Source organism: Pseudomonas sp. KH_021, assembly GCF_057838865.1.
This window is the reverse complement of the sequence record NZ_CM174477.1, coordinates 5,776,596-5,798,275: the sequence shown is the minus strand read 5'-3', so window position 1 is coordinate 5,798,275 and position 21,680 is coordinate 5,776,596. Positions and strand designations below refer to the sequence as shown.

Annotated in this window: 18 protein-coding genes; 16 read left to right on the top strand and 2 right to left on the bottom strand. The window is 60.8% G+C overall.

The window, feature by feature from the left end:
- Positions 1–54: 54 nt before the first annotated feature.
- The 15 genes from waaF to AC3IX4_RS26640 all read left to right on the top strand — a co-directional run bounded on the left by waaF (position 55) and on the right by AC3IX4_RS26640 (position 16,626).
- Positions 55–1,104, top strand: a complete 1,050-nt coding sequence (gene waaF, locus AC3IX4_RS26710; protein WP_489258297.1) for a lipopolysaccharide heptosyltransferase II — start codon at positions 55–57, stop codon at positions 1,102–1,104.
- 1 nt (position 1,105) lies between these two features.
- On the top strand, positions 1,106–2,167 hold the full coding sequence (waaC, locus tag AC3IX4_RS26705; protein WP_489258296.1) for a lipopolysaccharide heptosyltransferase I: 1,062 nt from the start codon (positions 1,106–1,108) through the stop codon (positions 2,165–2,167).
- Positions 2,167–3,291 (top strand): glycosyltransferase family 4 protein, encoded by a 1,125-nt coding sequence (locus AC3IX4_RS26700; RefSeq protein WP_489258295.1) that lies wholly within the window; start codon positions 2,167–2,169, stop codon positions 3,289–3,291. Before waaC ends, AC3IX4_RS26700 begins: the two co-directional genes overlap by 1 nt.
- Entirely contained in the window at positions 3,288–4,094 is an 807-nt protein-coding gene (gene rfaP / locus AC3IX4_RS26695) for a lipopolysaccharide core heptose(I) kinase RfaP (protein WP_489258294.1), read from the top strand. The genes AC3IX4_RS26700 and rfaP overlap by 4 nt, the downstream gene beginning before the upstream one ends.
- Positions 4,094–4,828, top strand: coding sequence for a lipopolysaccharide kinase InaA family protein (locus AC3IX4_RS26690; protein WP_489258293.1), 735 nt, complete (start codon positions 4,094–4,096; stop codon positions 4,826–4,828). The genes rfaP and AC3IX4_RS26690 overlap by 1 nt, the downstream gene beginning before the upstream one ends.
- A complete protein-coding gene (locus tag AC3IX4_RS26685) occupies positions 4,825–5,577 on the top strand; it encodes a lipopolysaccharide kinase InaA family protein (protein ID WP_489258292.1) in 753 nt (250 codons plus the stop codon). The genes AC3IX4_RS26690 and AC3IX4_RS26685 overlap by 4 nt, the downstream gene beginning before the upstream one ends.
- Positions 5,577–7,013, top strand: coding sequence for a lipopolysaccharide kinase InaA family protein (locus AC3IX4_RS26680; protein ID WP_489258291.1), 1,437 nt, complete (start codon positions 5,577–5,579; stop codon positions 7,011–7,013). Before AC3IX4_RS26685 ends, AC3IX4_RS26680 begins: the two co-directional genes overlap by 1 nt.
- An 845-nt stretch (positions 7,014–7,858) precedes the next feature.
- Positions 7,859–9,616 carry a carbamoyltransferase family protein gene (locus tag AC3IX4_RS26675; protein ID WP_489258290.1) on the top strand — a complete coding sequence of 586 codons (1,758 nt, stop codon included), beginning with the start codon at positions 7,859–7,861 and terminating at the stop codon, positions 9,614–9,616.
- The gene (locus AC3IX4_RS26670) at positions 9,600–10,730 is read left to right on the top strand and encodes a glycosyltransferase (RefSeq protein ID WP_489261376.1); all 1,131 of its coding nucleotides are present in this window, start codon (positions 9,600–9,602) and stop codon (positions 10,728–10,730) included. The genes AC3IX4_RS26675 and AC3IX4_RS26670 overlap by 17 nt, the downstream gene beginning before the upstream one ends.
- Positions 10,730–11,626 (top strand): antimicrobial resistance protein Mig-14, encoded by an 897-nt coding sequence (locus AC3IX4_RS26665; RefSeq protein WP_489258289.1) that lies wholly within the window; start codon positions 10,730–10,732, stop codon positions 11,624–11,626. The genes AC3IX4_RS26670 and AC3IX4_RS26665 overlap by 1 nt, the downstream gene beginning before the upstream one ends.
- A complete protein-coding gene (locus AC3IX4_RS26660; protein ID WP_489258288.1) occupies positions 11,593–13,032 on the top strand; it encodes a PIG-L deacetylase family protein in 1,440 nt (479 codons plus the stop codon). The genes AC3IX4_RS26665 and AC3IX4_RS26660 overlap by 34 nt, the downstream gene beginning before the upstream one ends.
- A gap of 50 nt (positions 13,033–13,082) precedes the next feature.
- Positions 13,083–13,967 (top strand): DUF6625 family protein, encoded by an 885-nt coding sequence (locus AC3IX4_RS26655; protein ID WP_489258287.1) that lies wholly within the window; start codon positions 13,083–13,085, stop codon positions 13,965–13,967.
- The gene (locus tag AC3IX4_RS26650; RefSeq protein ID WP_489258286.1) at positions 13,964–15,118 is read left to right on the top strand and encodes a glycosyltransferase family 4 protein; all 1,155 of its coding nucleotides are present in this window, start codon (positions 13,964–13,966) and stop codon (positions 15,116–15,118) included. The genes AC3IX4_RS26655 and AC3IX4_RS26650 overlap by 4 nt, the downstream gene beginning before the upstream one ends.
- On the top strand, positions 15,115–15,999 hold the full coding sequence (locus AC3IX4_RS26645) for a glycosyltransferase (RefSeq protein ID WP_489258285.1): 885 nt from the start codon (positions 15,115–15,117) through the stop codon (positions 15,997–15,999). The genes AC3IX4_RS26650 and AC3IX4_RS26645 overlap by 4 nt, the downstream gene beginning before the upstream one ends.
- Positions 16,000–16,011: 12 nt before the next feature.
- Entirely contained in the window at positions 16,012–16,626 is a 615-nt protein-coding gene (locus tag AC3IX4_RS26640; RefSeq protein ID WP_489258284.1) for a CatB-related O-acetyltransferase, read from the top strand.
- 7 nt (positions 16,627–16,633) lie between these two features.
- Here AC3IX4_RS26640 and AC3IX4_RS26635 read toward each other — a convergent pair whose 3' ends face one another.
- Positions 16,634–17,845 carry an acyltransferase family protein gene (locus tag AC3IX4_RS26635; RefSeq protein WP_489258283.1) on the bottom strand — a complete coding sequence of 404 codons (1,212 nt, stop codon included), beginning with the start codon at positions 17,843–17,845 and terminating at the stop codon, positions 16,634–16,636.
- A 1-nt stretch (position 17,846) separates the two neighbouring features.
- A complete protein-coding gene (locus tag AC3IX4_RS26630; RefSeq protein WP_489258282.1) occupies positions 17,847–19,703 on the bottom strand; it encodes an O-antigen ligase family protein in 1,857 nt (618 codons plus the stop codon).
- Between the two features lie 154 nt (positions 19,704–19,857).
- Here AC3IX4_RS26630 and msbA point away from each other — a divergent pair, with 154 nt between their 5' ends.
- Positions 19,858–21,660, top strand: coding sequence for a lipid A export permease/ATP-binding protein MsbA (msbA, locus tag AC3IX4_RS26625; protein WP_489258281.1), 1,803 nt, complete (start codon positions 19,858–19,860; stop codon positions 21,658–21,660).
- The last annotated feature ends 20 nt before the right edge of the window (positions 21,661–21,680 follow it).

Below are 21,680 nucleotides of genomic sequence, written 5' to 3'. Positions count from 1 at the left end.
GGCCAGGCTGTTTTCGAACAGGCTGTAGCCTCCCTGCTCGTTTCTGGAAAATACATGAGAATTCTGATCGTTGGGCCCAGTTGGGTGGGCGATATGGTAATGGCCCAGACCCTGTTCCAGTGCCTGCAGCAGCGTCACCCAGGGTGTGTGATCGATGTACTGGCCCCGGAGTGGAGCCGGCCGATCCTGGAGAGGATGCCCGAAGTGCGTCAGGCCTTGAGCTTTCCGCTCGGCCATGGCGTGCTTGAGTTGGCGACCCGGCGCAAGATCGGCAAGTCGCTGGCCGGCCAATATGACCAGGCCATCTTGCTGCCCAACTCGCTCAAGTCCGCGTTGGTGCCGTTTTTTGCCGGCATCCCCAAGCGCACCGGTTGGCGTGGCGAGTTTCGCTATGGCTTGCTCAATGACGTGCGCACGCTGGATAAAGAGCGTTACCCGCTGATGATCGAGCGCTTCATGGCCCTGGCCTATGAGCCCGGTGCCGAGCTGCCCAAGCCGTATCCACGGCCGAGCCTGCAAATCGAAACCGCCAGCCGTGATGCGGCCTTGGCCAAGTTCGGCCTGGCGCTGGACCGTCCGGTCCTGACGCTGTGCCCCGGTGCCGAGTTCGGCGAAGCCAAGCGCTGGCCGTCCGAGCACTACGCCAAGGTTGCCGAGATTAAGATCCGCGAAGGTTGGCAGGTCTGGCTGTTCGGCTCGAAAAACGATCATGCGGTGGGCGAGTCGATTCGTGACAGGCTGATTCCAGGCCTGCGTGAAGAGGCGGTGAACCTCAGTGGCGAAACGTCGCTGGCCGAAGCCATCGACCTGATGTCCTGCAGCGATGCGGTGGTGTCCAACGATTCGGGCCTGATGCACGTGGCGGCGGCGTTGAACCGCCCGCTGGTGGCGGTCTATGGCTCGACGTCTCCGGGCTTTACGCCGCCATTGGCCGAGCAGGTCGAAATCGTTCGTCTGGGGCTCGATTGCAGCCCCTGCTTCGATCGCACCTGCCGCTTCGGTCATTACAATTGCCTGCGCCAGCTGGAGCCGGATGTCGTGGCGGCCGCCTTGCAGCGCTTGAACGGCTCACAAGTGGTCGAAATCCAGGCAGGGGTTGATTAAGTTGCGGGTACTGCTGATCAAGACCTCATCGCTTGGCGACGTCATTCATACCTTGCCAGCCCTGACCGATGCTGCCCGGGCGATCCCGGGCATTCGCTTCGACTGGGTGGTGGAAGAAGGCTTCGCTGAAATCCCGAGCTGGCACCCGGCGGTCGATCGGGTGATCCCGGTGGCCATTCGGCGCTGGCGCAAAAACCTCTGGCAGACCTTCAAGAACGGTGAGTGGCGGGCGTTCAAGCGCCAGGTTCGCGAGCGCCAGTACGATCTGGTGATCGATGCCCAGGGTTTGCTCAAGAGCGCCTGGTTGACCCGCTACGTCAAGGCTCCCGTGGCGGGACTCGATAAAGACTCAGTGCGCGAACCACTGGCCAGCCGTTTCTACCAGCGCCGCCTGGCAGTGGCTCGCGGGCAGCATGCCGTGGAGCGGATACGACAATTGTTCGCCATGGCGCTCGGCTACGACTTGCCCGCGGGCATGGGCGATTACGGCCTGGATCGCAGCAAGTTGGTGGACAAGCCTGCCGACAAACCCTTCGTACTGTTTTTGCATGGCACCACCTGGGACACCAAGCACTGGCCCGAGGCCTATTGGCGCGAACTGGCCCAGCGCCTGGCGCTGGCCAATATCGAAGTGCGCCTGCCCTGGGGCAACCCGGCTGAACTGGCGCGCGCCGAGCGCATAGCCAAGGGGCTGGACAATGTCGTGGTACTGCCCAAGCTGAACCTGGCCGGTGTCGGGCGCATCCTGGCCACGGCCAAGGCGTGCGTTGCCGTGGACACCGGCCTGGGCCATCTGGCCGCGGCGCTGGACGTGCCGACCCTGTCCTTGTTCGGCCCGACCAATCCAGGGCTTACCGGTGCCTATGGCAGCGTGCAGATACATATGGCCAGCGACTTTGCCTGTGCACCGTGCCTGCAAAAGAAATGCACCTATCAACCGACCGCTGAAGACCAGCGTCGTTTTGATCTCAAACGCGAGTGGCCACTGTGCTTCACTCGCCTGAATCCCGAGCGTGTGGCCAGCCGACTGGCTGCGCTGCTGCTGGCCGAGGATCTTCGTTGATGCAACTGGCTTTTGTGCTTTACAAATATTTCCCCTTCGGCGGCCTGCAGCGCGACTTTATGCGCATCGCCCTGGAGTGCCAGCAGCGCGGGCATCAGATCCGCGTCTACACCCTCATCTGGGAAGGCGACGTGCCGCCCGGTTTTGAAGTGCTGGTGGCGCCGGTCAAGGCGTTGTTCAACCACCGTCGCAACGAAAAGCTGACCGCCTGGATGCAGGCTGACCTGGCCAAGCGCCCGGTCGATCGGCTGATCGGCTTCAACAAAATGCCGGGGCTGGACGTCTACTACGCCGCCGACGGCTGTTTCGAGGACAAGGCGCAGAACCTGCGCAACTCCTTTTACCGCCGCTGGGGCCGTTATCGCCACTTCGCCGAATATGAGCGCGCGGTGTTTGGCAAAGATGCCAAGACCGAAGTGCTGATGATTTCCGAAGTGCAGCAGCCGCTGTTTATCAAGCACTACGACACCCCGCTCGAGCGTTTCCACCTGCTGCCACCGGGCATTGCCCAGGACCGCCGCGCCCCTGCCAATGCGGCCGAAGTTCGCGAAGGCTTTCGCCGCGAGTTCAACGTCAAGGACGATGAGCTGTTGCTGGTGCAAATCGGCTCGGGCTTCAAGACCAAGGGCGTGGACCGCAGCCTCAAAGCGTTGGCCGCATTGCCTGCGACGCTTAAAAAACGTACGCGGCTGCTGGTCATCGGCCAGGACGACCCCAAGGTCTTCCAGCTGCAGAGCGCAACCCTGGGGCTGGGCGATCATGTGCAGTTTCTCAAGGGGCGCAGTGATATCCCGCGCTTCCTGTTGGGCGCCGATGTGCTGATTCACCCGGCCTATAACGAGAACACCGGCACTGTGCTGCTCGAAGCACTGGTGGCCGGCTTGCCGGTGCTGGTGTCGGCCGTCTGTGGCTACGCCCACTACATTGCCGAGGCCGACAGCGGCCTGGTGCTGGATGAGCCCTTCGAGCAGGAGCAGCTCAACCGCTATCTGGTGCGCATGCTCGAAGACGATGCCGCCCGGGCCGCATGGGGCCGCAATGGGTTGGCGTTTGCCGATACGGCCGACCTCTACAGCATGCCGCAGCACGCAGCGGATGTGATCCTGGCACAGGGGCGCGCATGAAATTGATACTGGCAGAACCGTTCAAGCGCCTGTGGGCCGGGCGCGATGCGTTTACCGAAGTCGAAGCCTTGCAGGGCGAAGTCTATCGCGAGCTCGAAGGCCGTCGGACCTTGCGCACTGAGGTCGAAGGGCGCGGCTATTTCGTCAAGATCCACCGGGGTATCGGCTGGGGCGAAATCATCAAGAACCTCACCACCGCCAAGCTGCCGGTGCTCGGTGCTGGCCAGGAATGGCGGGCGATCCAGCGCTTGCACCAAGTCGGTGTGCCGACCATGACCGCCGTGGCCTATGGCGAGCGTGGCAGCAACCCGGCGAGCCAGCACTCGTTTATCGTCACCGAGGAGCTGGCGCCCACCGTCAGCCTCGAAGACTTCAGCCTGGACTGGCAGCGCAACCCGCCAGAGCCACGACTCAAGCGCGCGCTGATCGCTGAAGTGGCGAAGATGACCGGAGGCATGCACCGTGCCGGGGTCAATCACCGCGACTGCTATATCTGCCACTTTCTGCTGCACACGGATAAGCCGGTGACGGCTGATGATTTCAGGCTGTCGGTGATCGACCTGCACCGGGCCCAGACCCGCTCGCAGATCACCCGTCGCTGGCGTAACAAAGACTTGGCGGCGTTGTATTTCTCGGCACTGGACATCGGCCTCACCCGTCGTGACAAGCTGCGTTTTCTGCGTGGTTATTTCCAGCAGCCGCTGCGCCAGATCCTGCGTGAGGAAGCCGCACTGCTGGCCTGGCTCGACGCCAAGGCTGCCAAGCTGTACGACCGTAAACAACGCTATGGGGACGCGCTCTGATGGCGGGTTGGAAACTGGAACCTGCTTACGCGTCTCTGGCGGATGATTTTGGCAGCCTGGAAGCGGTATTTGCCCTTCAGGGCGAGCGCCTGACCCAGGACCCGCTGTCGGAAGTGATTCGGGTCAAGCGCGACGGGGTCAACTACTACGTCAAGCGCTATGTCGGTGCCGGCAAGGGCTTGCGTCGCTATGTGGGCTGCCCGCGGGTCAAGTCCGAATGGCAGAACCTCAAACTGTTCGCCAAGTGGGGCATTCCCACTGCCGAGGTAGTGGCCTGGGGGTTGGAGCGTCGCGGTACTGTTTTCGGCCGCGGTGCGATGATCACCCGTGAGCTGCCGAATACCGAAGACTTGTCGGCGCTGGCTGATCGCAAAGACCCGTTGCTGGCTGATGCCAGCTGGGTCGACCGCATCAGCCGCCAGTTGGCGCGTAATACGCGGATCATGCATGACCACCACTTCACCCATAACGACCTGAAGTGGCGCAACCTGCTGGTCGATAACAACGACAAGCTGTATTTCATTGACTGCCCGACCGGGGCTTTCTGGGTCGGCTTCATGTTGCGTTACCGGATTACCAAGGATCTGGCTTGCCTGGACAAGGTGGCCAAATATCACCTGTCGGCTACGCAGCGCCTGCGCTTCTACCTGCAATACCGTCAGCGCGCGCGCCTGAATGCGGCGGACAAGCGCCGCATCCGACACATCGTGACGTTTTTCGAGGGGCGCGAATGAGTGATTTCATTGCCAGCACCGAACAGGCGTTGCTAGAGCGCCATGGGCTGGCCGGTTTTGACGAACTCTGGAGCCTGCAGCTTGAAGCGGTCGATGAGCCCAATACCGGGCGTGGCGGATGGAGCAGCGTTTTTCGCATGGAGCTGGAAGGCAAGGGGTTTTACCTCAAGCGCCAGAGCGATTACCTGACGCGCACCCTACGCAGGCCGTTCGGTGAGCCGACCTTCGCGCGTGAGTTTCGCAATATCAGCCGATACCAGAAACTACAGATTCCTGCCCTGCAGGCCGTGTTTTTTGGCCAGCGTCGAGTGGACGGCGAAACGCGGGCCATTCTGATGACCCGCGCATTGGATGGCTGGAGCGATCTGGACAGCCTGTTGCTGCAATGGCCGGCCCTGGGGCCTGTCCAGAGAGCTGCGATCCTGCGGGCCTGTGGCGACCTTGCCCGTGTGCTGCACGGTGCCGGGCAAGTTCATGGCTGTTTCTATCCCAAGCATATTTTTTTGCGCGCGCGGGGGGAAGGCTATCAGGCACAACTGATCGACCTTGAGAAAACCCGGCCGCTGCTGTTCGGTCAACGTGACCGGGTCAAGGATCTGGAACCGCTGCTGCGCCGCGCACCTGACTGGGCCGAGGCCGACATTCGCGTGTTCCTCGGCGCCTATCTGAACCAGAGCGAGGACAGCACCCTGGTGGATGCCTGGCTCAAGCGGCTAACCCAGCGCCGCCAACACAAAGGAACCCGTTGATGCGCCTGTCAGAGTTGCAAAATGCTGGGCGTGCCCCGGCCTTGCCCTTAAGCATCGAGCTGGCCGATGGGGCCGGCACTGCGCAGTTGCAACTGCTCAGCCTGCTGCGTGTGTTGCCCGGGCAGCGCTATGTCGGGGCCGGTGTCTGGCGTGGTCGTCCGGTGCTGGCCAAGCTGCTGGTGGGCTCGAAGGCGGCGCGGCATTTCCAGCGCGAACTCGGCGGTGTACGCCTGCTGGCCGAACAAAAACTCACCACCCCGGCCTTGCTGGTTGATGGCTTGAAAGAAGGCGAGGGCGGCTGGCTGCTCTTCGAGTATCTGGAAGAGGCCCATAGCCTGGGGGATGCCTGGGCTTCGGTCGAGCAGATGCCGGCGTTGGCCGATGAGCAGCAGGCAGTGCTGGGCGAGGCACTGGCAGCCATTGGCGCCATGCACGCCAAGGGGCTGTGGCAGGAAGACTTGCACCTGGACAACCTGCTGCGCCATCACGGTGATTTGTACTTGATCGACGGCGCTGGAGTGCGTGCAGAGGAAGCCGGCAAGCCGCTGTCGCGCCAGCAAGTGCTGCAGAACCTGGGCGTGTTCTTCGCGCAGCTTCCACGCCATTTCGAACCCTTCACCGAAGAGTTGCTGGTCCAGTACCTGCTGGTCAACGGTGAGCACGCACTGCCACTGGAAGCCCTGCAAAAGCAGGTCGACAAGGTTCGGGCCTGGCGGCTCAAGGATTATCTCGCCAAGGTGGGGCGTGAGTGCACGCTGTTCAGCGTAAGCGCTGGCGCTTTCGCCTTGCGTGCCATTCGCCGCGAAGAAGAGCCGGCCATGCTGCCGGTGCTGGCCGATGCCGATGCCTTGCTCGACCGCGGGCATCTGTACAAGACCGGAGGTGCGGCCAGTGTCGGGCGCGTCGAGGTTGCGGGGCGAAGCCTGGTGATCAAGCGCTATAACATCAAGAATGTGCTGCACTGGTTCAAGCGCTTCTGGCGCCCGAGCCGGGCCTGGCATTCCTGGGTCGAAGGCAATCGCCTGGCGTTTCTGGGTATCGCCACGCCCAAGCCGTTGGCCTTGCTGGAGCATCGTTTTTTCTGGCTGCGTCGGCGGGCTTACCTGGTCACCGAATACCTGCCAGGGCCGGACATCATCGAGCACCTGGCGCCCTATATCGCCTCAGGGGAAGTGCCCGAAGTTGAGCTGCTGGCGCTGGATCAATTGTTTCTGGACCTGACCCGTGAGCGCATCAGCCATGGCGACCTGAAGGGTCACAACCTGTTCTGGCACGACCAGCGCTGGGCGCTGATCGACCTGGATGCCATGTGCCAACACAGCAGCCAGAGCAGCTTCGCAGCGGCCTACGCCCGAGACCGCGCCCGCTTCTTGCGCAACTGGCCAAGCGACAGTGCCTTGCACCAACTCCTGGATCAGCGCCTGCCCAGCGCTTAAACGCCTTTCTGCTCTTGGTTCTTGGTTCTTGGTTCTTGGTTCTTGGCTTTTGATTTTTATGCACAAATGGCCCAGACACCGCGGATCGTCCCTTCAGGAGGCCGAGCGGAGCGCTTGCGTAGTGGGGCGAGGGCCATGGATGGCCCGAGAGCGCCGTAGGGCCAGGGACGGCCCGTCGGCGCGGTCCCCACGTAGCAAGTGCGGGAGCGAGGGAACCCGGAGCGAAGCGTAGGGCCGTATGCGGGGACGCGGCGTTTTGGTTACTTTTTCGCCAAAAAAAGTGACCCGCCGTAAGGGCGGAACGGTGAGTCCGCGTCTGCGCGTAATCTGGATATGTTCTCCATTCGTTGAACCAAAACCCTTGAATCGAGAACTTATCCGTTGGCGAGGGTGACGCTTAGTCACCTTTCCGCCTTTACGGCGTCCTACTTTTGTTGGGGCAAAAGTAGGCAAAACCCCTGGTCCCCGCATACGGCCCTACGCTGCGCTCCGGGTTCCCTCCCTCCGCACCTGCTCCGTGGGGCCGCGCCGACGGGCCGTCCCTGGCCCATCGGCGCTTGCGGGCCATCCATGGCCCTTACCCCACTACGCAGGTGCTCCACTCGGCCTCCTGAAGGGACATCCGTGGTGTCTGGGCTTTCTGTGTTCGAAGATCAAGATCAAGATCAAGATCAAGATCAAGATCAGGATCAGGATCACCGCGGTGTATCAGGCAAACCGCGGTGCGTTCATCGCGAGCAAGCTCTGCTCCTACCGGGCTGTGCGATGGGCTATAATCCCGCCCTTTAGCTGCTGCTCGCAAACTCTGCGAGAGCGCATTTTTGAAGATTGAAGAGGCTAGACCCTTGGCATTGACGATTCTTGGCCTGTCCGGCGCCCTTAGCCATGATCCTTCCGCAGCCCTGTATATCGACGGCAAGCTGATCGCGGCCGCCGAAGAAGAGCGCTTCGTTCGCGACAAACATGCAAAGAACCGCATGCCTTACGAGTCGGCGAAGTTCTGCCTCGAGCAGGCCGGCATCAAGCCGTCGGACGTCGATGTGGTGGCGATTCCGTTCGCACCGATCAGCCTGTTCGGCAAGGCTCGCTGGCACTACGCCAAGCGCTACTGGTACGCCCCAGACCGCGCACTCGACGCGATCCTGATGGGCAACCGTCGCTACAAGCGCTATCGCAAGAAGATCGTCTGGTGCCTGGAGCAGCTGGGTTTCGATCCGAAAAAGATCAAGATCGAACCGGTCGAACACCACCTGGCGCACGCCTCCAGTGCCTATCACTGCTCGGGTTTCCAGGAAAAAACCGCGATCCTGGGCATCGACGGCAAGGGCGAATACGCCACCACCTTTTTCGGCTACGGCGAAAACGGCAAGATCCACAAGATCAAGGAATTCTTCGACCCAGACTCCCTGGGCGGGCTGTACGGCGCAATCACCGAGTTCCTGGGCTTCGAGATGCTCGACGGCGAGTTCAAGGTCATGGGCATGGCGCCGTACGGCGACGCCAGCAAATATGACTTCTCGCGCCTGGCCAGCTTTGAAAACGGCGAGCTGGTGATCAACACCGAATACGCCAACGTCATCGGCCTGCGTCGCTACAAGGAAAAGGGCAAGGGCTTCTACTTCACGCCCAAGTTGATCGAGTGGCTGGGTCCAAAGCGCGAAGGCGATATCGCCGACGAGCCTTACATCCACTACGCCGCGAGCATGCAAGCACTGTTTGAAAAACTGGCGCTGCAGATGATCGACTACTACCTGAGCGATGTGCTCAAGCAAACCGGCAAGCTGGCATTCGCGGGCGGTTGCGCGCTTAACGTCAAGCTCAACCAGAAGATCATCGCCCGCCCGGACGTCAAGGAACTGTTCGTCCAGCCTGCCTCGGGCGACGCCGGTACGGCCGTCGGCGCAGCCGCTTACGTGTCTCATGCCCGTGGCGTGCCGGTCGAGAAGATGGAACACGTCTATCTCGGCCCTTCGTACAGCAACGAAGACGTCATTGCCGCCTGCGCCCGTCATGCCGACAAGCCGAAGTGGCGCAAGCTCGACAACATGCCGGAGCAGATCGCCAAGATCATGGTCGATGGTAATCCGGTGGCCTGGTTCCAGGGCCGCATGGAGTTCGGCCCGCGCGCCTTGGGCGGTCGTTCGATCATCGGTTGCCCGAGCGTGGCCGGTGTAGCGGATCGCATCAACCACCAGATCAAGTTCCGCGAGCGCTGGAGGCCTTTCTGCCCGTCGATGCTCGACACCGTCGCGCCACAGATGATCAAGATCGATCACCCGGCGCCGTTCATGACCTTCACCTTTGAAGTGGCCGAGGAGTGGAAAACCCGCGTGCCGGAAGTGGTCCATGAAGATGGCACCTCCCGTGCCCAGGTGCTCAAGCGCGAATACAACCCGCGTTACTACGACATGATGAAGGCGCTCGAGAACCTGACTGGCAACGGCGTGTCGCTGAACACCTCGCTGAACCGTCGCGGTGAGCCGATGATCTGCTCGCCGACCGATGCGCTGAACATGTTCTTCGGCTCCGACCTGCAATACCTGATCATGGAAGACATCCTGGTGGTCAAAGACGGCGCGGATGCCTATGACACGCTCGGCTGAACGCCATGTCCTGCAGTTCTGTCATGGCTATGACGGGCCTTTTCTGGACTGCGCACGGCAGTACGCCAGCTTGTTCGCCGGTAGCGGCTACAAGGTGACCACGGTGTTTCTGACCGGGGTCGCCGATGCCGAAGTGGCCCAGCAATGCGCCAGCGATCAGGTGCTGTTCCTTGAGTACAGCTCCAAGGCCGTGAGCGGCCTGAAGCTGGGGGCGATCCGCGATCTGCGCAAGATTGCGGCGTCGCGCGATTTCGCCTTCTGCATCGCCCATCGTTTCAAGCCCATTTATATCGCCTTGCTCGGTACTCGTTTGCCGGTCATTGGCGTGCACCACGGGTTTGGCGATTACGTCCGGCGCACGCGCCGGTTATTTGCCAACCTGTTCCGTCGTCGACTGAGCCTGCTTGGCGTGTCGGACGCGGTGCGCGACGACATGCGCCAATGTCTGCCGAAATGGCCGACCGGGCGTATCCGCACCCTCTACAACCGCATCGACATCGACGCTGTCCAGGCGCAACAGTTGGACGCCAGCGAAGCACGCCAGGCCTTGGGCCTGGCACACGATGACTGGGTGGTGGGCAATGTCGGGCGCCTGCATCCCGACAAGGACCAGGCCACCCTGCTGCGTGGTTTTGCCAAGGCGTTGCCTGCCCTGCCTGCGCGTGCGCGGTTGGTGATCATGGGCAAGGGCCGCCTTGAGCAAGACCTCAAGGAGTTGGCCAACGAGCTGGGTATCAGCGCCCAGGTCAGCTTCCTTGGCCAGGTACCGGACGCACGTCGCTATTTTCGTGCCTTCGATGCCTTTGCCTTGAGCTCTGATCATGAGCCATTCGGTATGGTCTTGCTCGAAGCCATGGCCGCTGGCGTGCCGTTGCTGGCAACCGCCTGCGGTGGCGCCAAGGAAGTGGTCGAGGGGGTGGGCGTCCTGTTTCCCCTGGGCGATGCCGAACACTTGGCCCAAGGGCTTGCGCACCTGGCTTCGCTCAATGACGAGCAGCGCCAGGCGTGCCATGACCTGATGCAACAACGCTTGCAAGAACGTTTTTCCGATCACGCCGTGCGGGAAGCCTTCTGGCGCTTGCCACAAGTGACTGACCTGACCGCGGAGGCTTGATGCTCAACCGAATTAGAAGCTGGCGTGAGCGCGGCTGGACGCCCGTGGATGCGGCCACCTATGCACAGGCCTGGCAGCGCTTTGGTGGCAGCGTGGCCACCCACCCGCTGGTGATCGAACAGCTTGCAGAAGTGGCCGGTATTCCGGTGCGCTACCTGGCCTGGGAGCAGGGCGGTGAAGTACAGGCCGCCATTCCCACCTGGGGACGTTACCTGGCGCTGTCCAAGCAAGTGCTCAAGGCTCATGGCAAAAAAGGCGTGTTCGACATGGGCAATGCCGAGTTCATCCTCCCGGCGGCGGCGGATGCCAACGTGCCGCTGCGCCATGGCGGACGGTATATCTCGGCGCTCAATCAAGGGCGTTTCAGTACGCTCAAGGCGCAGCCCGAGTCCTTGGCGATGGCCCGTACGCCTGAAGAATTGTCCAAGAAGTTTCGCTACAACCAACGTCGTGAATTACGCTTGCTGGAAGAGGCGGGCGGGGTAGTGCGGCCAGTCAGCGACTTCACCAGCGCAGAGTTGGGTGCCATGTACTGCGACCTGTTCCTGCGTCGCTGGGAATTCCCGGCCACGGGGGCCGAGCGCATGGCTGAAGTCATCGAGCGCCTGCGTTCGTTGTTGATTGGCTCGGTGGTCTTTCTCAATGATGCGCCGATTGCCATCCAGTTGGTTTACCGCGTTGAAGCCCCGGACTGGATCAGCGTCGAGTACGTCAACGGTGGGGTGGACCCGCAAACCCGCGAGTTCAGCCCCGGTAGCGTCCTGAGCTTTCTCAATACCCAAACCGCCTGGGAAGACGCCCGCAGCCGCGGCAAGCCGCTACGGTTTTCTTTTGGGCGCTCGGATCGCGATTACAAGGACCGATGGTGCAACCCCGTGCCGGTATTCCAGGTTTGAACCGCAAGCAGCAGTTGCTCAAGCGCCACCGGCGCAACAAGCGATTGGGCCTGGTGGCAGGCCTGGTGCTGCTGATTGCGGTGGGCGTGCTGGTGGCCTGGTGGCTGCCGTTGTTGCTGGCCGTACTCGCCTGGGTGGCTCATGAAGCCTGGTTTGCCGACCACCTGTTCTATTCGCCCGCCGAAGACTATCGCTACTCATTCCCCGCCGACAGCGAGCAGCCACCTGTGCGTCTGGAAGATGGCCGTCTGCGCCTTGAACAGCCCTTGTCATTGGATGGCAGCGAAACGCTGATTCTGCAGGTACAGCTTAAATGCGCTTGGCTGGGGCGGTTCCTCGACCCGGCCGTGGTCATGGTTGCAGGCCAGGATCAAGACCTGCAAACCTTCGAGCGCGGGGTCAAAGGCCTGCGTTATCTCAACCTCAGTTCAATGGCCACGGCACTCGGCGAAGGCCGGCTCAGTTTGCGCGGACGGCTTTGTCGGCTGATCGGGCAACCGAAGCTGTGGGTGTTTCGTCATCCCGACTATCGCCAGAAGCGCGTCATGGTCATTGCGCCCCATGCCGACGATGCGGAGCTTGCCGCTTATGGCCTTTACAGCCAGGCCGCGCAAACCTGGATCGTCACCCTGACAGCCGGGGAAATCGAAGCCGAGCATTATCAACAGATGGGCCTTGAGCCCGCTGCCGCGGCGCAGCTTAAGGGCCGCTTGCGGGCCTGGGACAGTATCGCGGTGCCGCGCTGGGCGGGTGTACCTGAGGCGCAGTGTGTGCAGTTGGGGTATTTCTGCCTGCAACTGCCGGTGATGCAAGCGGCGCCTGATCAGCCGATCGGCTCGCGAGAGGCCGATACCCGCGATACCCGACCGTTTCGCCAGCTCAATCAACTGGCGTTGCCAGGTGATGACGGGGTGCCGACCTGGAACAACCTGTTGGCGGACCTGCGCACCCTGCTGCTCAAGGCCAGGCCGCAGGTCATCGTGATGCCGCATCCCACATTGGACCCTCACCCGGACCACCTCTGTGCACAACAGGCATTGATGCAGGCATTGCAAGGCCTGGACTGGCAGCCCGAAACCCTGCTGGGCTACGCCAACCACCTGCACGACAACGACCGCTGGCCCATGGGCAACACAGGTACAGGCGTTGCCCTTCCTCCGCTGTTATCCGGTGACGAAACCTGGGTGCCCTACAGCCTGTCGCTTGATGGGCAGCGCCAGTGCGACAAGGCCATGGCGCTGGGTATGATGCATGACCTGCAGCCTCGTGCTCCGTTCAAGCGGCGCCTTCGCCGGGCATTGCAACGGTGGTTGGCGGGTCGTCATGGTTCGAAGTTTGGCGAGAACGAATTCTTCCGCAAGGCGGTTCGTCGTCATGAGCTCTTCTGGATCGTGAAACAAAAATAATGACGAAGGGACTAAAGTGCCCGCCATCGTCTTCAAATAGTGAGCTTCAAGTGATCAATCCCACTCCGAGCATCCTGTTCATCATCCCGTATTTCGGGCGTTGGCCGTTCTGGATGCCCTTTTTTCTGGAGAGTTGCCGGCGCAACCCGGACATCGACTGGTTGTTGTTCAGCGACTGTGGAATCCCTGAAAACCTGCCCAAAAACGTCCAGGTTGAAGAAATAAGTTATACAGAGTATTGCAAGCTGGTCTCGTCCCGGTTGGGCATCGAATTCGCCCCTGAACATGCCTACAAACTGTGTGATATCAAACCGGCGCTGGGCTACATCCATGAAGACCACCTGCAGGGTTATGACTTCTGGGCATTTGGCGATATCGACCTGGTCTACGGTGACTTGCGTGCCTACTTCACCGCCGAACGGCTGGCTCGTAACGATTTGTTCTCGACCCATGAGCGCCGCGTCGCCGGGCATTTGTGCCTGATGCGCAATACCGCCTGCAAGCGCGAGCTGTTCATGCAGATCAAGGAGTGGCGTGCCCGATTCACCGACAATGAGCACCATGCCATCGATGAAGGCGCGTTCAGCCGCCTGTTCCTGTGGCGCAAGAATTTCCCCAAGCCGCTGTTCAAACTGGTGGGCCAGTTCAACCCCCTGCGTCGACGCAGTGAGTTCACCGAGGCGTTCAGTACGCCCGGGGGCGTGATCAAGTGGCACGACGGCAGTAGCGATTTCCCCAGCCACTGGTTCTGGCGCGACGGCCGCTTGAGCAATGATCGCGACGGCGAACGGTATTTCCCTTATTTCCACTTCGTGTGCTGGAAGCGCAATGAGTGGTCGAACCTGCCCACGCCGGACCCGGCAGAGGTTCGCAAAGTGGCAGCCTCATCGAACTGGATCATCGACCAGAGCGGTTTTCATCAGGAAGCGTTATGACAAAGCGTTACAAGGTCTTGCAGCTGCAACCGGACTACAACGTCAAGCAGCACGACTTTGCCGATCTGGCTGAACAGATCGTCAAAGCCTTGCCACGTGAGCGCTTTGAGATGACGGCCGGCTTTCTCAAGGGCAAGCCCGGGCCAGGCGAGGCGGTCAGCCGCGCCGACCATTCGGTGTATTTCGAGTTCTCCGACAAAGCCCTCAAGGGCATGCGCCTGATGGCGCTGTGGCGGTTGTACAAGTTTTGCCGCAAGGAAAAGTTCGATGTCGTGATCTGCAACCGCTTCAAGCCGGTGAACATGCTGCTGCAGCTCAATCGCTGGTTGAAGATCCCCTTGTGCATCGGGATTTCCCACGGCTTTGGCGAGTACGACCGTTTTTACCGGCGCCGCCAGACCCAGCGGCTGATCGATGGCCATTGGCAGTTTGTCGGTGTCTCGCCTGCAGTCAAACAGTATCTGGTCGAATGCGATTGCGGCTTCACCGAGCAAAACACCCACGCCATCACCAACGCTATCGATATCGTTCAGGCCGAGGCCCTGCAGCATTCCCGTGAAAAAGCGCGCGAGTTGCTGGGGTTGTCGCAGAGTGCCCGCTTGATTGGTGCGTTGGGTCGGTTGGTGCCGGTCAAGGGCCACATCCACTTGCTCAAGGCCTTTGCGGCGCTCAAGGACAAGTATCCCAGCGCGCAGCTGGCGATCATCGGCGCCGGGCGCGAGCAAGAAAAGCTGCAGGATGAAATCGAGCGCCTGGGGCTCGGCGGCCGCGCGCATTTGCTTGGTTTCAAGGAAAACGCCCTGCAATACGTCCGGGCCTTTGATATCTGGACCATGCCTTCACTGGCCGAGGGCCTGGGGCTGGCATTGCTCGAGGGCATGAGCGGCCACTTGCCGGTGATCGCCTCCAACGTACCGGCCATGCTGCCACTGATCCAGGGGGCCGGTGGTCTGGCGGTCGAACCTGCCAATGTGCCGGCGCTGACCGCAGCGCTGGACACCTACCTGGCGCTGGACGACCAGGCCCTGCAAGCCAAGGGCGAGCAGGCCTATGAATACCTACAGAGCCACCACGATATTGACGTATTCCGTCAGGAGTACCTGAACCTGATCGAGTCAGGTCTGAGCAGCGCGCGCAAGGAGCCGGCATGATGGACACGCAACCCTTGGTGACGGTCATCATCGCGTCCTACAACCATGGCCCTTACATTGAGGACAGTATTCTCAGCGTGATCGGCCAGACCTACCCGAACATCGAGTTGCTGGTCATTGATGACGGGTCCAAGGATGACAGCGTTGAGCGCATCCAGCGCTTGCAGGCCCTACACGGTTTTGATTTCCTGGTGCAGCAGAACAAAGGGTTGACTCATACCCTCAACAGCGCCATTGCCCGCGCCAAAGGTACGCTGATCGCGCCCTTTGGCTCCGATGACATCATGATGCCGGACCGGATCGCCATCCAGGTCGAATACATGGCCGACAAGCCGGAAGTGGGCATCTGTGCTGGCAATATCGAGCTGATCGATTCCCAGGGTGAATTGTTCCCAGAAAAGCGCCAACGTCGCGACGTGCCGTTTCGCCGCCTGGACTTCGACGACATGTTCCTGGAACGCAAACCTTATCCGCCGGCACCCACGCTGTTGTTTCGGCGCGAAGCCCTGGAAAAGGTCGGTGGTTTTGACCCCAACATCCGCCTGGAGGATTTGCTGATCGAATTGAAGGTCACCCATGCGGGTTACTTCATTGACGGCTTGAGCGTGGTCATGGCGCGCTATCGCAAGCACGCAACCAACTCCTACAAGAACCACCGCTTCATGATCGACAACATCCTGCGCACCTACGCCTTGTTCAGCGATCATCCAAAGTATGAAGAAGTGAAGTACAAAGCCTTGAACTCCATGTTCCTCAAGACCTCCAATCGCGATCATGCATTGGCCCGTGAACTGCTGGCGCAGATTCCGCTCAAGGCCTTTACGCGCAAGACTTGGCGCGGCATCGGCCGGCTGTATTTCTCTCCACTGGAACGTGATTGAGGCGGTTTGACAATGGGTCTGATCAAACGCTATCTGGAAAAGCGCGCCAAGCGGGCAATCCGCAAGTTGCCTCGCATCGAGCGCGGCCAGGCGCGCTTCAAGGCGCGTTACCCCCAATACACCTTTGGTGTCGGCAGCTATGGATTGCCTGAAGTCCATGACTGGCAGGAAGGCTCAACACTGAAGATCGGGGCCTACTGCTCCATCGCCGAGGGCGTCCAGATATTCCTGGGGGGGCACCATCGCTCCGATTGGGTCACGACGTTCCCGTTTCCGGCCATGCTCGATCAGGCATCGCATATCAAGGATTACAACGGCACGCGGGGCGATGTGATCATCGGCAACGACGTCTGGTTGTGCTCCAACTGCAGCATCTTCTCGGGTGTGACCATTGGCAGCGGTGCCATTGTCGCCGCCGGTGCCGTGGTGACCCGGGATGTCGCGCCTTACTCGGTCGTCGGCGGCAACCCTGCCAAGGTGATCAACTGGCGCTTCCCCGAAGAAGTCCGCGCCCAGTTGCTTGAGAGCGCCTGGTGGGATTGGCCCCAGGCCGAGATCCAGAGCGTTGTCGAGAAACTCTGCAGCGGGGATACCCAGGCTTTCCTGGCTTACGCGTGCCAGCGTTAAGCCGGTTTCACGCGTCTTCCAGGGGATTGGCTTGCCGCGCTTCGCGCTTGCGTGCAAGCCACAGCACGACCTTCTTGCCAGCTGCGATGCCGGGCTTTTCGATGACCAGGAAGGTGAAGCTGCTCAGCGCAATCAGCAGCACGCTTAACAACGCGATCACGGCCAGAAACGGCAGCGGTTCGTTTTGTGCGAACGGCATCTGTGGGTAAAAGTGGTACACCGCCCACCACAACACGAATCCGTGCAGCAGGTAGGTGCTGTAGCTGATCTCTCCCATCCAGCGTGCGCTGCGCAACCTGAGTGCGCCGAACAAATCATTGCCCGACACGACAATGGCGAAGAATACGCTTAACAGCAAAAGCGGAAGCACCGCGAAGCTCTTGCGAAACAGCGTCATGACGATCAGTAGCAGCAGCGCCGCGACGACGGCTGCTGTGCGGGTTCGACCCCAGGCGACCAGCGCGGGCTTGCGGACCCAATAGGCGGCGGCGATACCGCCGACAAAACTGAGCAGGTAATTTTTCTTCAGCGAATGTTCCCAGCCGACGACCTGATACAACACATAGAGCGCGACCAGGCACGCCACGGTTTGCAGGTGCCCGCCACGGTAGATAAAGAGCATCCCCAGCAACGGCAGCGACAAGTAGAAGAACACCTCGTAGGCCAGCGTCCAGGTCACGTTGGAGATCAGCATGCCGGTGTCGGTCAGTTGATTGATCTCCGGGCGGTCAAAAATCAACCACAGGCCCACTTGCTGGAACAGTTCGGCAGGCGTGCTGTAGAGGTTCCAGCCTTGCAGGTAGAACACACTGATCAGCACGGCGACCAGCAACGGCAGGTACAGCGGATACAGGCGAAAAACACGCGAGATGGCAAACGCCGTCCAATCATGCTCGCGCCCTTGCTTGAGCAGGCGGTTCCAGAACAGGAAGCCGGTGATCATGAAAAACAGGGCAACACTGACCAGGCCGATCTGGGCGAAGAAACGCTCAGGGGGCATGTTGATCTGGCCGGTCTGGAGGAAATGCCAAGCGATGACCGCATGATGAATGAACACACCATAGGCCAGATAGCCACGCAGGCCGTCAACGCTGGCAAACCGGCCCCCTGTTGGTTCCAGGCCCTGTGCCATGCGCGGTACTAGGCGCAGCAGCACCGCCGCTGTGCCCAGCGCCAACGCATAGGCGGCAAACGTCAGCAGGGGGGCGAGCAGCATCATGTCATCTCAGCCCGTGGCCCAAGGGTTGGACGTGTTTATGAATGCGCTGTACCGCCGTTTCGGGTGCGAGGTCGGCATAACCCTTGAGCAGCTCCGTGACATGCTCCTCGAACAACCAGCCGCGATCCTGCGTGTAGCGCTGCATGTGCCGCAGGTTGCGCTGACGCAGCCCAAGGGTCAAGGGTGAGGGCAGGATGCGCATGTCGGCCAGATCGATCAGGCCCAGCTCGCCGTTATCCAGCAACAGTACGTTACCCAGGTGCACAGAGCGGAAATAGACGCCGTGCTCATGCAGTTGTGCCAGGTAGCGCCCGAAGCGTTGCACCAGGTTGCGGCGTTCGTCCGCATCGCCGGTAGTCTCCAGAACCTGACGGACGGTACGCCCAGGCAGAGGCTGGTAGCGCACACCGGTACTGCCATCGGGGTAGCGATACAGGTTGAGGATCGGCGGCGCAATAAAGCCCAGCGTTGTCAGGTGCTCGCTGTTTTTGGCAAAGCGCTCGGAGTAGGGGTTGAAACTGCCCGAGGTGTACCAGCGCCGACGGCGGAACAGCTTGAGAAAGCTGCCGTCCTGTAAACGCAACACTTTAGGCCCCAGGCCGTCTTCTTCGATCACCCAGGCGTTGTGGGCCATTTGCTCGGCCTGCTGGCGATCCAATAGCTCTACGGGCTGGACGGGCATGCGCCGCGCCCGCCAAGCGACATTCAGTGCGCCAATCAGGGCCAGCGGGATCCAGATCAGAAACCAGTGCTCCTTGGGCCTGGAAAGAATCCCGCCACCTTCGGTCAGGCCGGCACCGATGCCGAACATCAGCAAGGCCGAGACCAGGATAAACAGTGGTTGACTGCGATGACGCCAGCCGCTGTAAAGCCCATAGGCCAACAGTGCGATCCATGGCAAAAAGCCGATGATGCCGACGTAATAAAGCACACCCAAGGCGAAGTTATGCGGCTCGCTGAGGAAAAAGCCGACGCCGGGGTCGAGCTTCAGGCTGGCATCGTACCCATGGCCGATCAGCGGATGCTGGCTGATCAGTTGCAGCGTCATATTCCAGATTTCAAAGCGGAAGGAATCGCCTCGACCGATCATCATTTCGGGCGCGATCAGAACCAGCGCAATCGCTGTCACGGGGACTGCCAGCAGCAACAGGACGGTGCGCCAGTTCCAGCTCAGAATGCCGATCCAGATGGCGGCCAGGCTGATGGCAACCAGAGGGGTTCTGGAGCCGGTTGCCAGTACCGTTGCGAACATCACCGCGAAGGCACACAGACTGAAGGCAAGCACCCGCAGACTCCGGGTGGTCATGCAGATGAACAGCCAGTAGATGCTGAAAAAACCGAACAGGTGCGAGCTGAGCAGCGGGTTGTCGAGTGCACCCGAGCCCACCAGGCGCAGGCCATCGACGTATTCGTGCGCGTAGGTATACAAGTCCGGCACCGCAGAGCCCAGCGCCAACAGCGCGCTCCCCAGCAATAGGGGTTGCAACGCTTCAAACCTGTGGCGCAGCAACAGGCACATGCCGGCGAACAACATGAAGGTATGCAAGGGCCGCTTGACCAGCGTCATCGTGCTGGTGGGCGTATCGCTCCAGGTCAGGCTCAAGATTGCAAAGCCGGCAAAGGCGGCGAAGAGCAGCACGATGGGTTCGCGCCAGAGCGATTTGAATTCACGGGGGCGCACGCACAGCGCCAGCAGCGCCGGAATACTGAACAGGCCGTAATACAGCTTCTGGTGCAGGCTGCGGTCAGGCAGGAAAAACAACGCGCTCAGCAGCACGAAAAAGCCAATCGGCAAGATCCATAGGCAAAGGAAGTCGAAAATGCGGTTGGCACTGTTCTGAACGCTGCTAAGGTGCATGCTGGACGCTGATTCCGATGAAGGGCCGCCAATGTTAACGCAGGTACCGCTCGATTGCGTCGCTGATACAAACTGGGGAGCTGCCAATGTTGCCTAAAGTGTCTGCAAGAAGCTGTGATAAAGTCAGCCTCCCATTTTCAGTACATCGCGTGATATGACCGACTCCAGTGGCTCCGCCAGCCCTTCGAGCATGAAGATTTATTTCCGCCTGCTTGGCTACGTACGGCCTTACATCGGCCTGTTTCTGCTGAGCATCGTCGGCTTTCTGATCTTCGCCTCGACCCAGCCCATGCTGGGCTACATCCTCAAGTACTTCGTGGATGGACTGTCCAACCCCGAGGCCGTACTGTTCCCGACCGTTCCTTACCTGCGTGACCTGCAACTGCTGCAGGCCGTGCCGCTGCTGATCATCCTGATTGCGGCCTGGCAGGGCCTGGGGTCGTTCCTGGGTAACTACTTCCTGGCCAAGGTCTCGCTCGGGCTGGTCCATGACCTGCGGGTGCAGCTGTTCAACAACTTGTTGACCCTGCCCAATCGCTATTTCGACCAGCATAACTCTGGCCATTTGATTTCCCGCATCACTTTCAACGTGACCATGGTGACTGGGGCGGCCACGGATGCGATCAAGGTCGTTATTCGTGAAGGCATGACCGTGATCTTCCTGTTTGGCTCGCTGCTGCTGATGAACTGGCGCCTGACCCTGGTCATGATCGCCATCCTGCCGCTGATTGCCTTTATGGTCAGCCGGGCCAGCAAGAAATTTCGCAAGCAGAGCAAGAAAATCCAGGTGGCCATGGGCGATGTCACCCACGTGGCCTCGGAAACCATCCAGGGTTATCGCGTGGTGCGCAGCTTCGGCGGTGAAGTCTATGAGCGCCAGCGCTTTTTCAATGCCAGCCAGAGCAACACCGACAAGCAATTGCGCATGACTCGCACCGGCGCCATCTACACGCCGATGCTGCAGTTGGTGATCTATACCGCCATGGCCATCCTGATGTTCCTGGTGCTGTACCTTCGTGGTGACGCTTCGGCGGGCGACATGGTGGCCTACATCACGTTGGCGGGCCTGCTGCCCAAGCCCATCCGCCAGTTGTCTGAAGTCAGTTCGACCATCCAGAAGGGCGTGGCCGGCGCCGAGAGCATTTTCGAGCAGTTGGACGTCGAGCCTGAAGTCGACAAGGGCACCGTAGAGCGTGAGTCGGTCAGCGGCCGCCTTGAAGTGCGCAACCTGAGCTTTACCTACCCTGGCACCGATCGGCAGGTACTGGACGACATCAGCTTTTCGGTGGAACCGGGGCAGATGGTGGCGCTGGTGGGGCGTTCGGGCAGTGGCAAGTCAACCCTGGCCAGCCTGATCCCGCGCTTTTATCACCATAACCAGGGCGAAATCCTGCTGGACGGTGTCGAGACCGAAGACTTCCGCCTGTTGAACCTGCGCCGTCACATTGCCCAGGTCACCCAGCATGTGACCCTGTTCAGCGATTCTGTGGCCAACAACATCGCCTACGGCGACTTGGCCGGTGCACCGCGTGCGGACATCGAGGCGGCGGCCGAGGCGGCCTATGCCAAGGACTTCATCGAACAGCTGCCGCAAGGTTTCGACACTCAGGTGGGCGAAAACGGCGTGCTGCTTTCCGGTGGCCAACGCCAGCGCCTGGCCATTGCCCGAGCACTGCTCAAGAACGCGCCGCTGTTGATCCTCGATGAGGCGACCTCGGCGCTCGATACCGAGTCGGAGCGGCACATCCAGGCCGCCCTGGATCAGGTCATGAAAGGCCGTACCACCCTGGTCATTGCCCACCGTCTGTCGACCATCGAGAAAGCCGACTTGATCCTGGTGATGGACCAGGGCCGTATTGTCGAGCGCGGTACCCACGCCGAACTGATGGCGCACAACGGTTTCTATTCCCGCCTGCACGCCATGGGGCTGGACGAGCCGAAAGTCGATATCGCTTGAAAATACGAGCGCCGGGCTGC

Bases quoted from the DNA above. Each gene is read 5' to 3' on its own strand.
- AC3IX4_RS26670 (WP_489261376.1), top strand. From the start codon at position 9,600: ATGACACGCTCGGCTGAACGCCATGTCCTGCAGTTCTGTCATGGCTAT.
- AC3IX4_RS26635 (WP_489258283.1), bottom strand. From the start codon at position 17,845: ATGATGCTGCTCGCCCCCCTGCTGACGTTTGCCGCCTATGCGTTGGCG.
- AC3IX4_RS26650 (WP_489258286.1), top strand. From the start codon at position 13,964: ATGACAAAGCGTTACAAGGTCTTGCAGCTGCAACCGGACTACAACGTC.
- AC3IX4_RS26680 (WP_489258291.1), top strand. From the start codon at position 5,577: ATGCGCCTGTCAGAGTTGCAAAATGCTGGGCGTGCCCCGGCCTTGCCC.
- rfaP (WP_489258294.1), top strand. From the start codon at position 3,288: ATGAAATTGATACTGGCAGAACCGTTCAAGCGCCTGTGGGCCGGGCGC.
- AC3IX4_RS26685 (WP_489258292.1), top strand. From the start codon at position 4,825: ATGAGTGATTTCATTGCCAGCACCGAACAGGCGTTGCTAGAGCGCCAT.
- AC3IX4_RS26645 (WP_489258285.1), top strand. From the start codon at position 15,115: ATGATGGACACGCAACCCTTGGTGACGGTCATCATCGCGTCCTACAAC.
- AC3IX4_RS26660 (WP_489258288.1), top strand. From the start codon at position 11,593: ATGGTGCAACCCCGTGCCGGTATTCCAGGTTTGAACCGCAAGCAGCAG.
- msbA (WP_489258281.1), top strand. From the start codon at position 19,858: ATGACCGACTCCAGTGGCTCCGCCAGCCCTTCGAGCATGAAGATTTAT.
- AC3IX4_RS26690 (WP_489258293.1), top strand. From the start codon at position 4,094: ATGGCGGGTTGGAAACTGGAACCTGCTTACGCGTCTCTGGCGGATGAT.
- AC3IX4_RS26640 (WP_489258284.1), top strand. From the start codon at position 16,012: ATGGGTCTGATCAAACGCTATCTGGAAAAGCGCGCCAAGCGGGCAATC.
- AC3IX4_RS26700 (WP_489258295.1), top strand. From the start codon at position 2,167: ATGCAACTGGCTTTTGTGCTTTACAAATATTTCCCCTTCGGCGGCCTG.
- AC3IX4_RS26665 (WP_489258289.1), top strand. From the start codon at position 10,730: ATGCTCAACCGAATTAGAAGCTGGCGTGAGCGCGGCTGGACGCCCGTG.
- AC3IX4_RS26630 (WP_489258282.1), bottom strand. From the start codon at position 19,703: ATGCACCTTAGCAGCGTTCAGAACAGTGCCAACCGCATTTTCGACTTC.
- waaF (WP_489258297.1), top strand. From the start codon at position 55: ATGAGAATTCTGATCGTTGGGCCCAGTTGGGTGGGCGATATGGTAATG.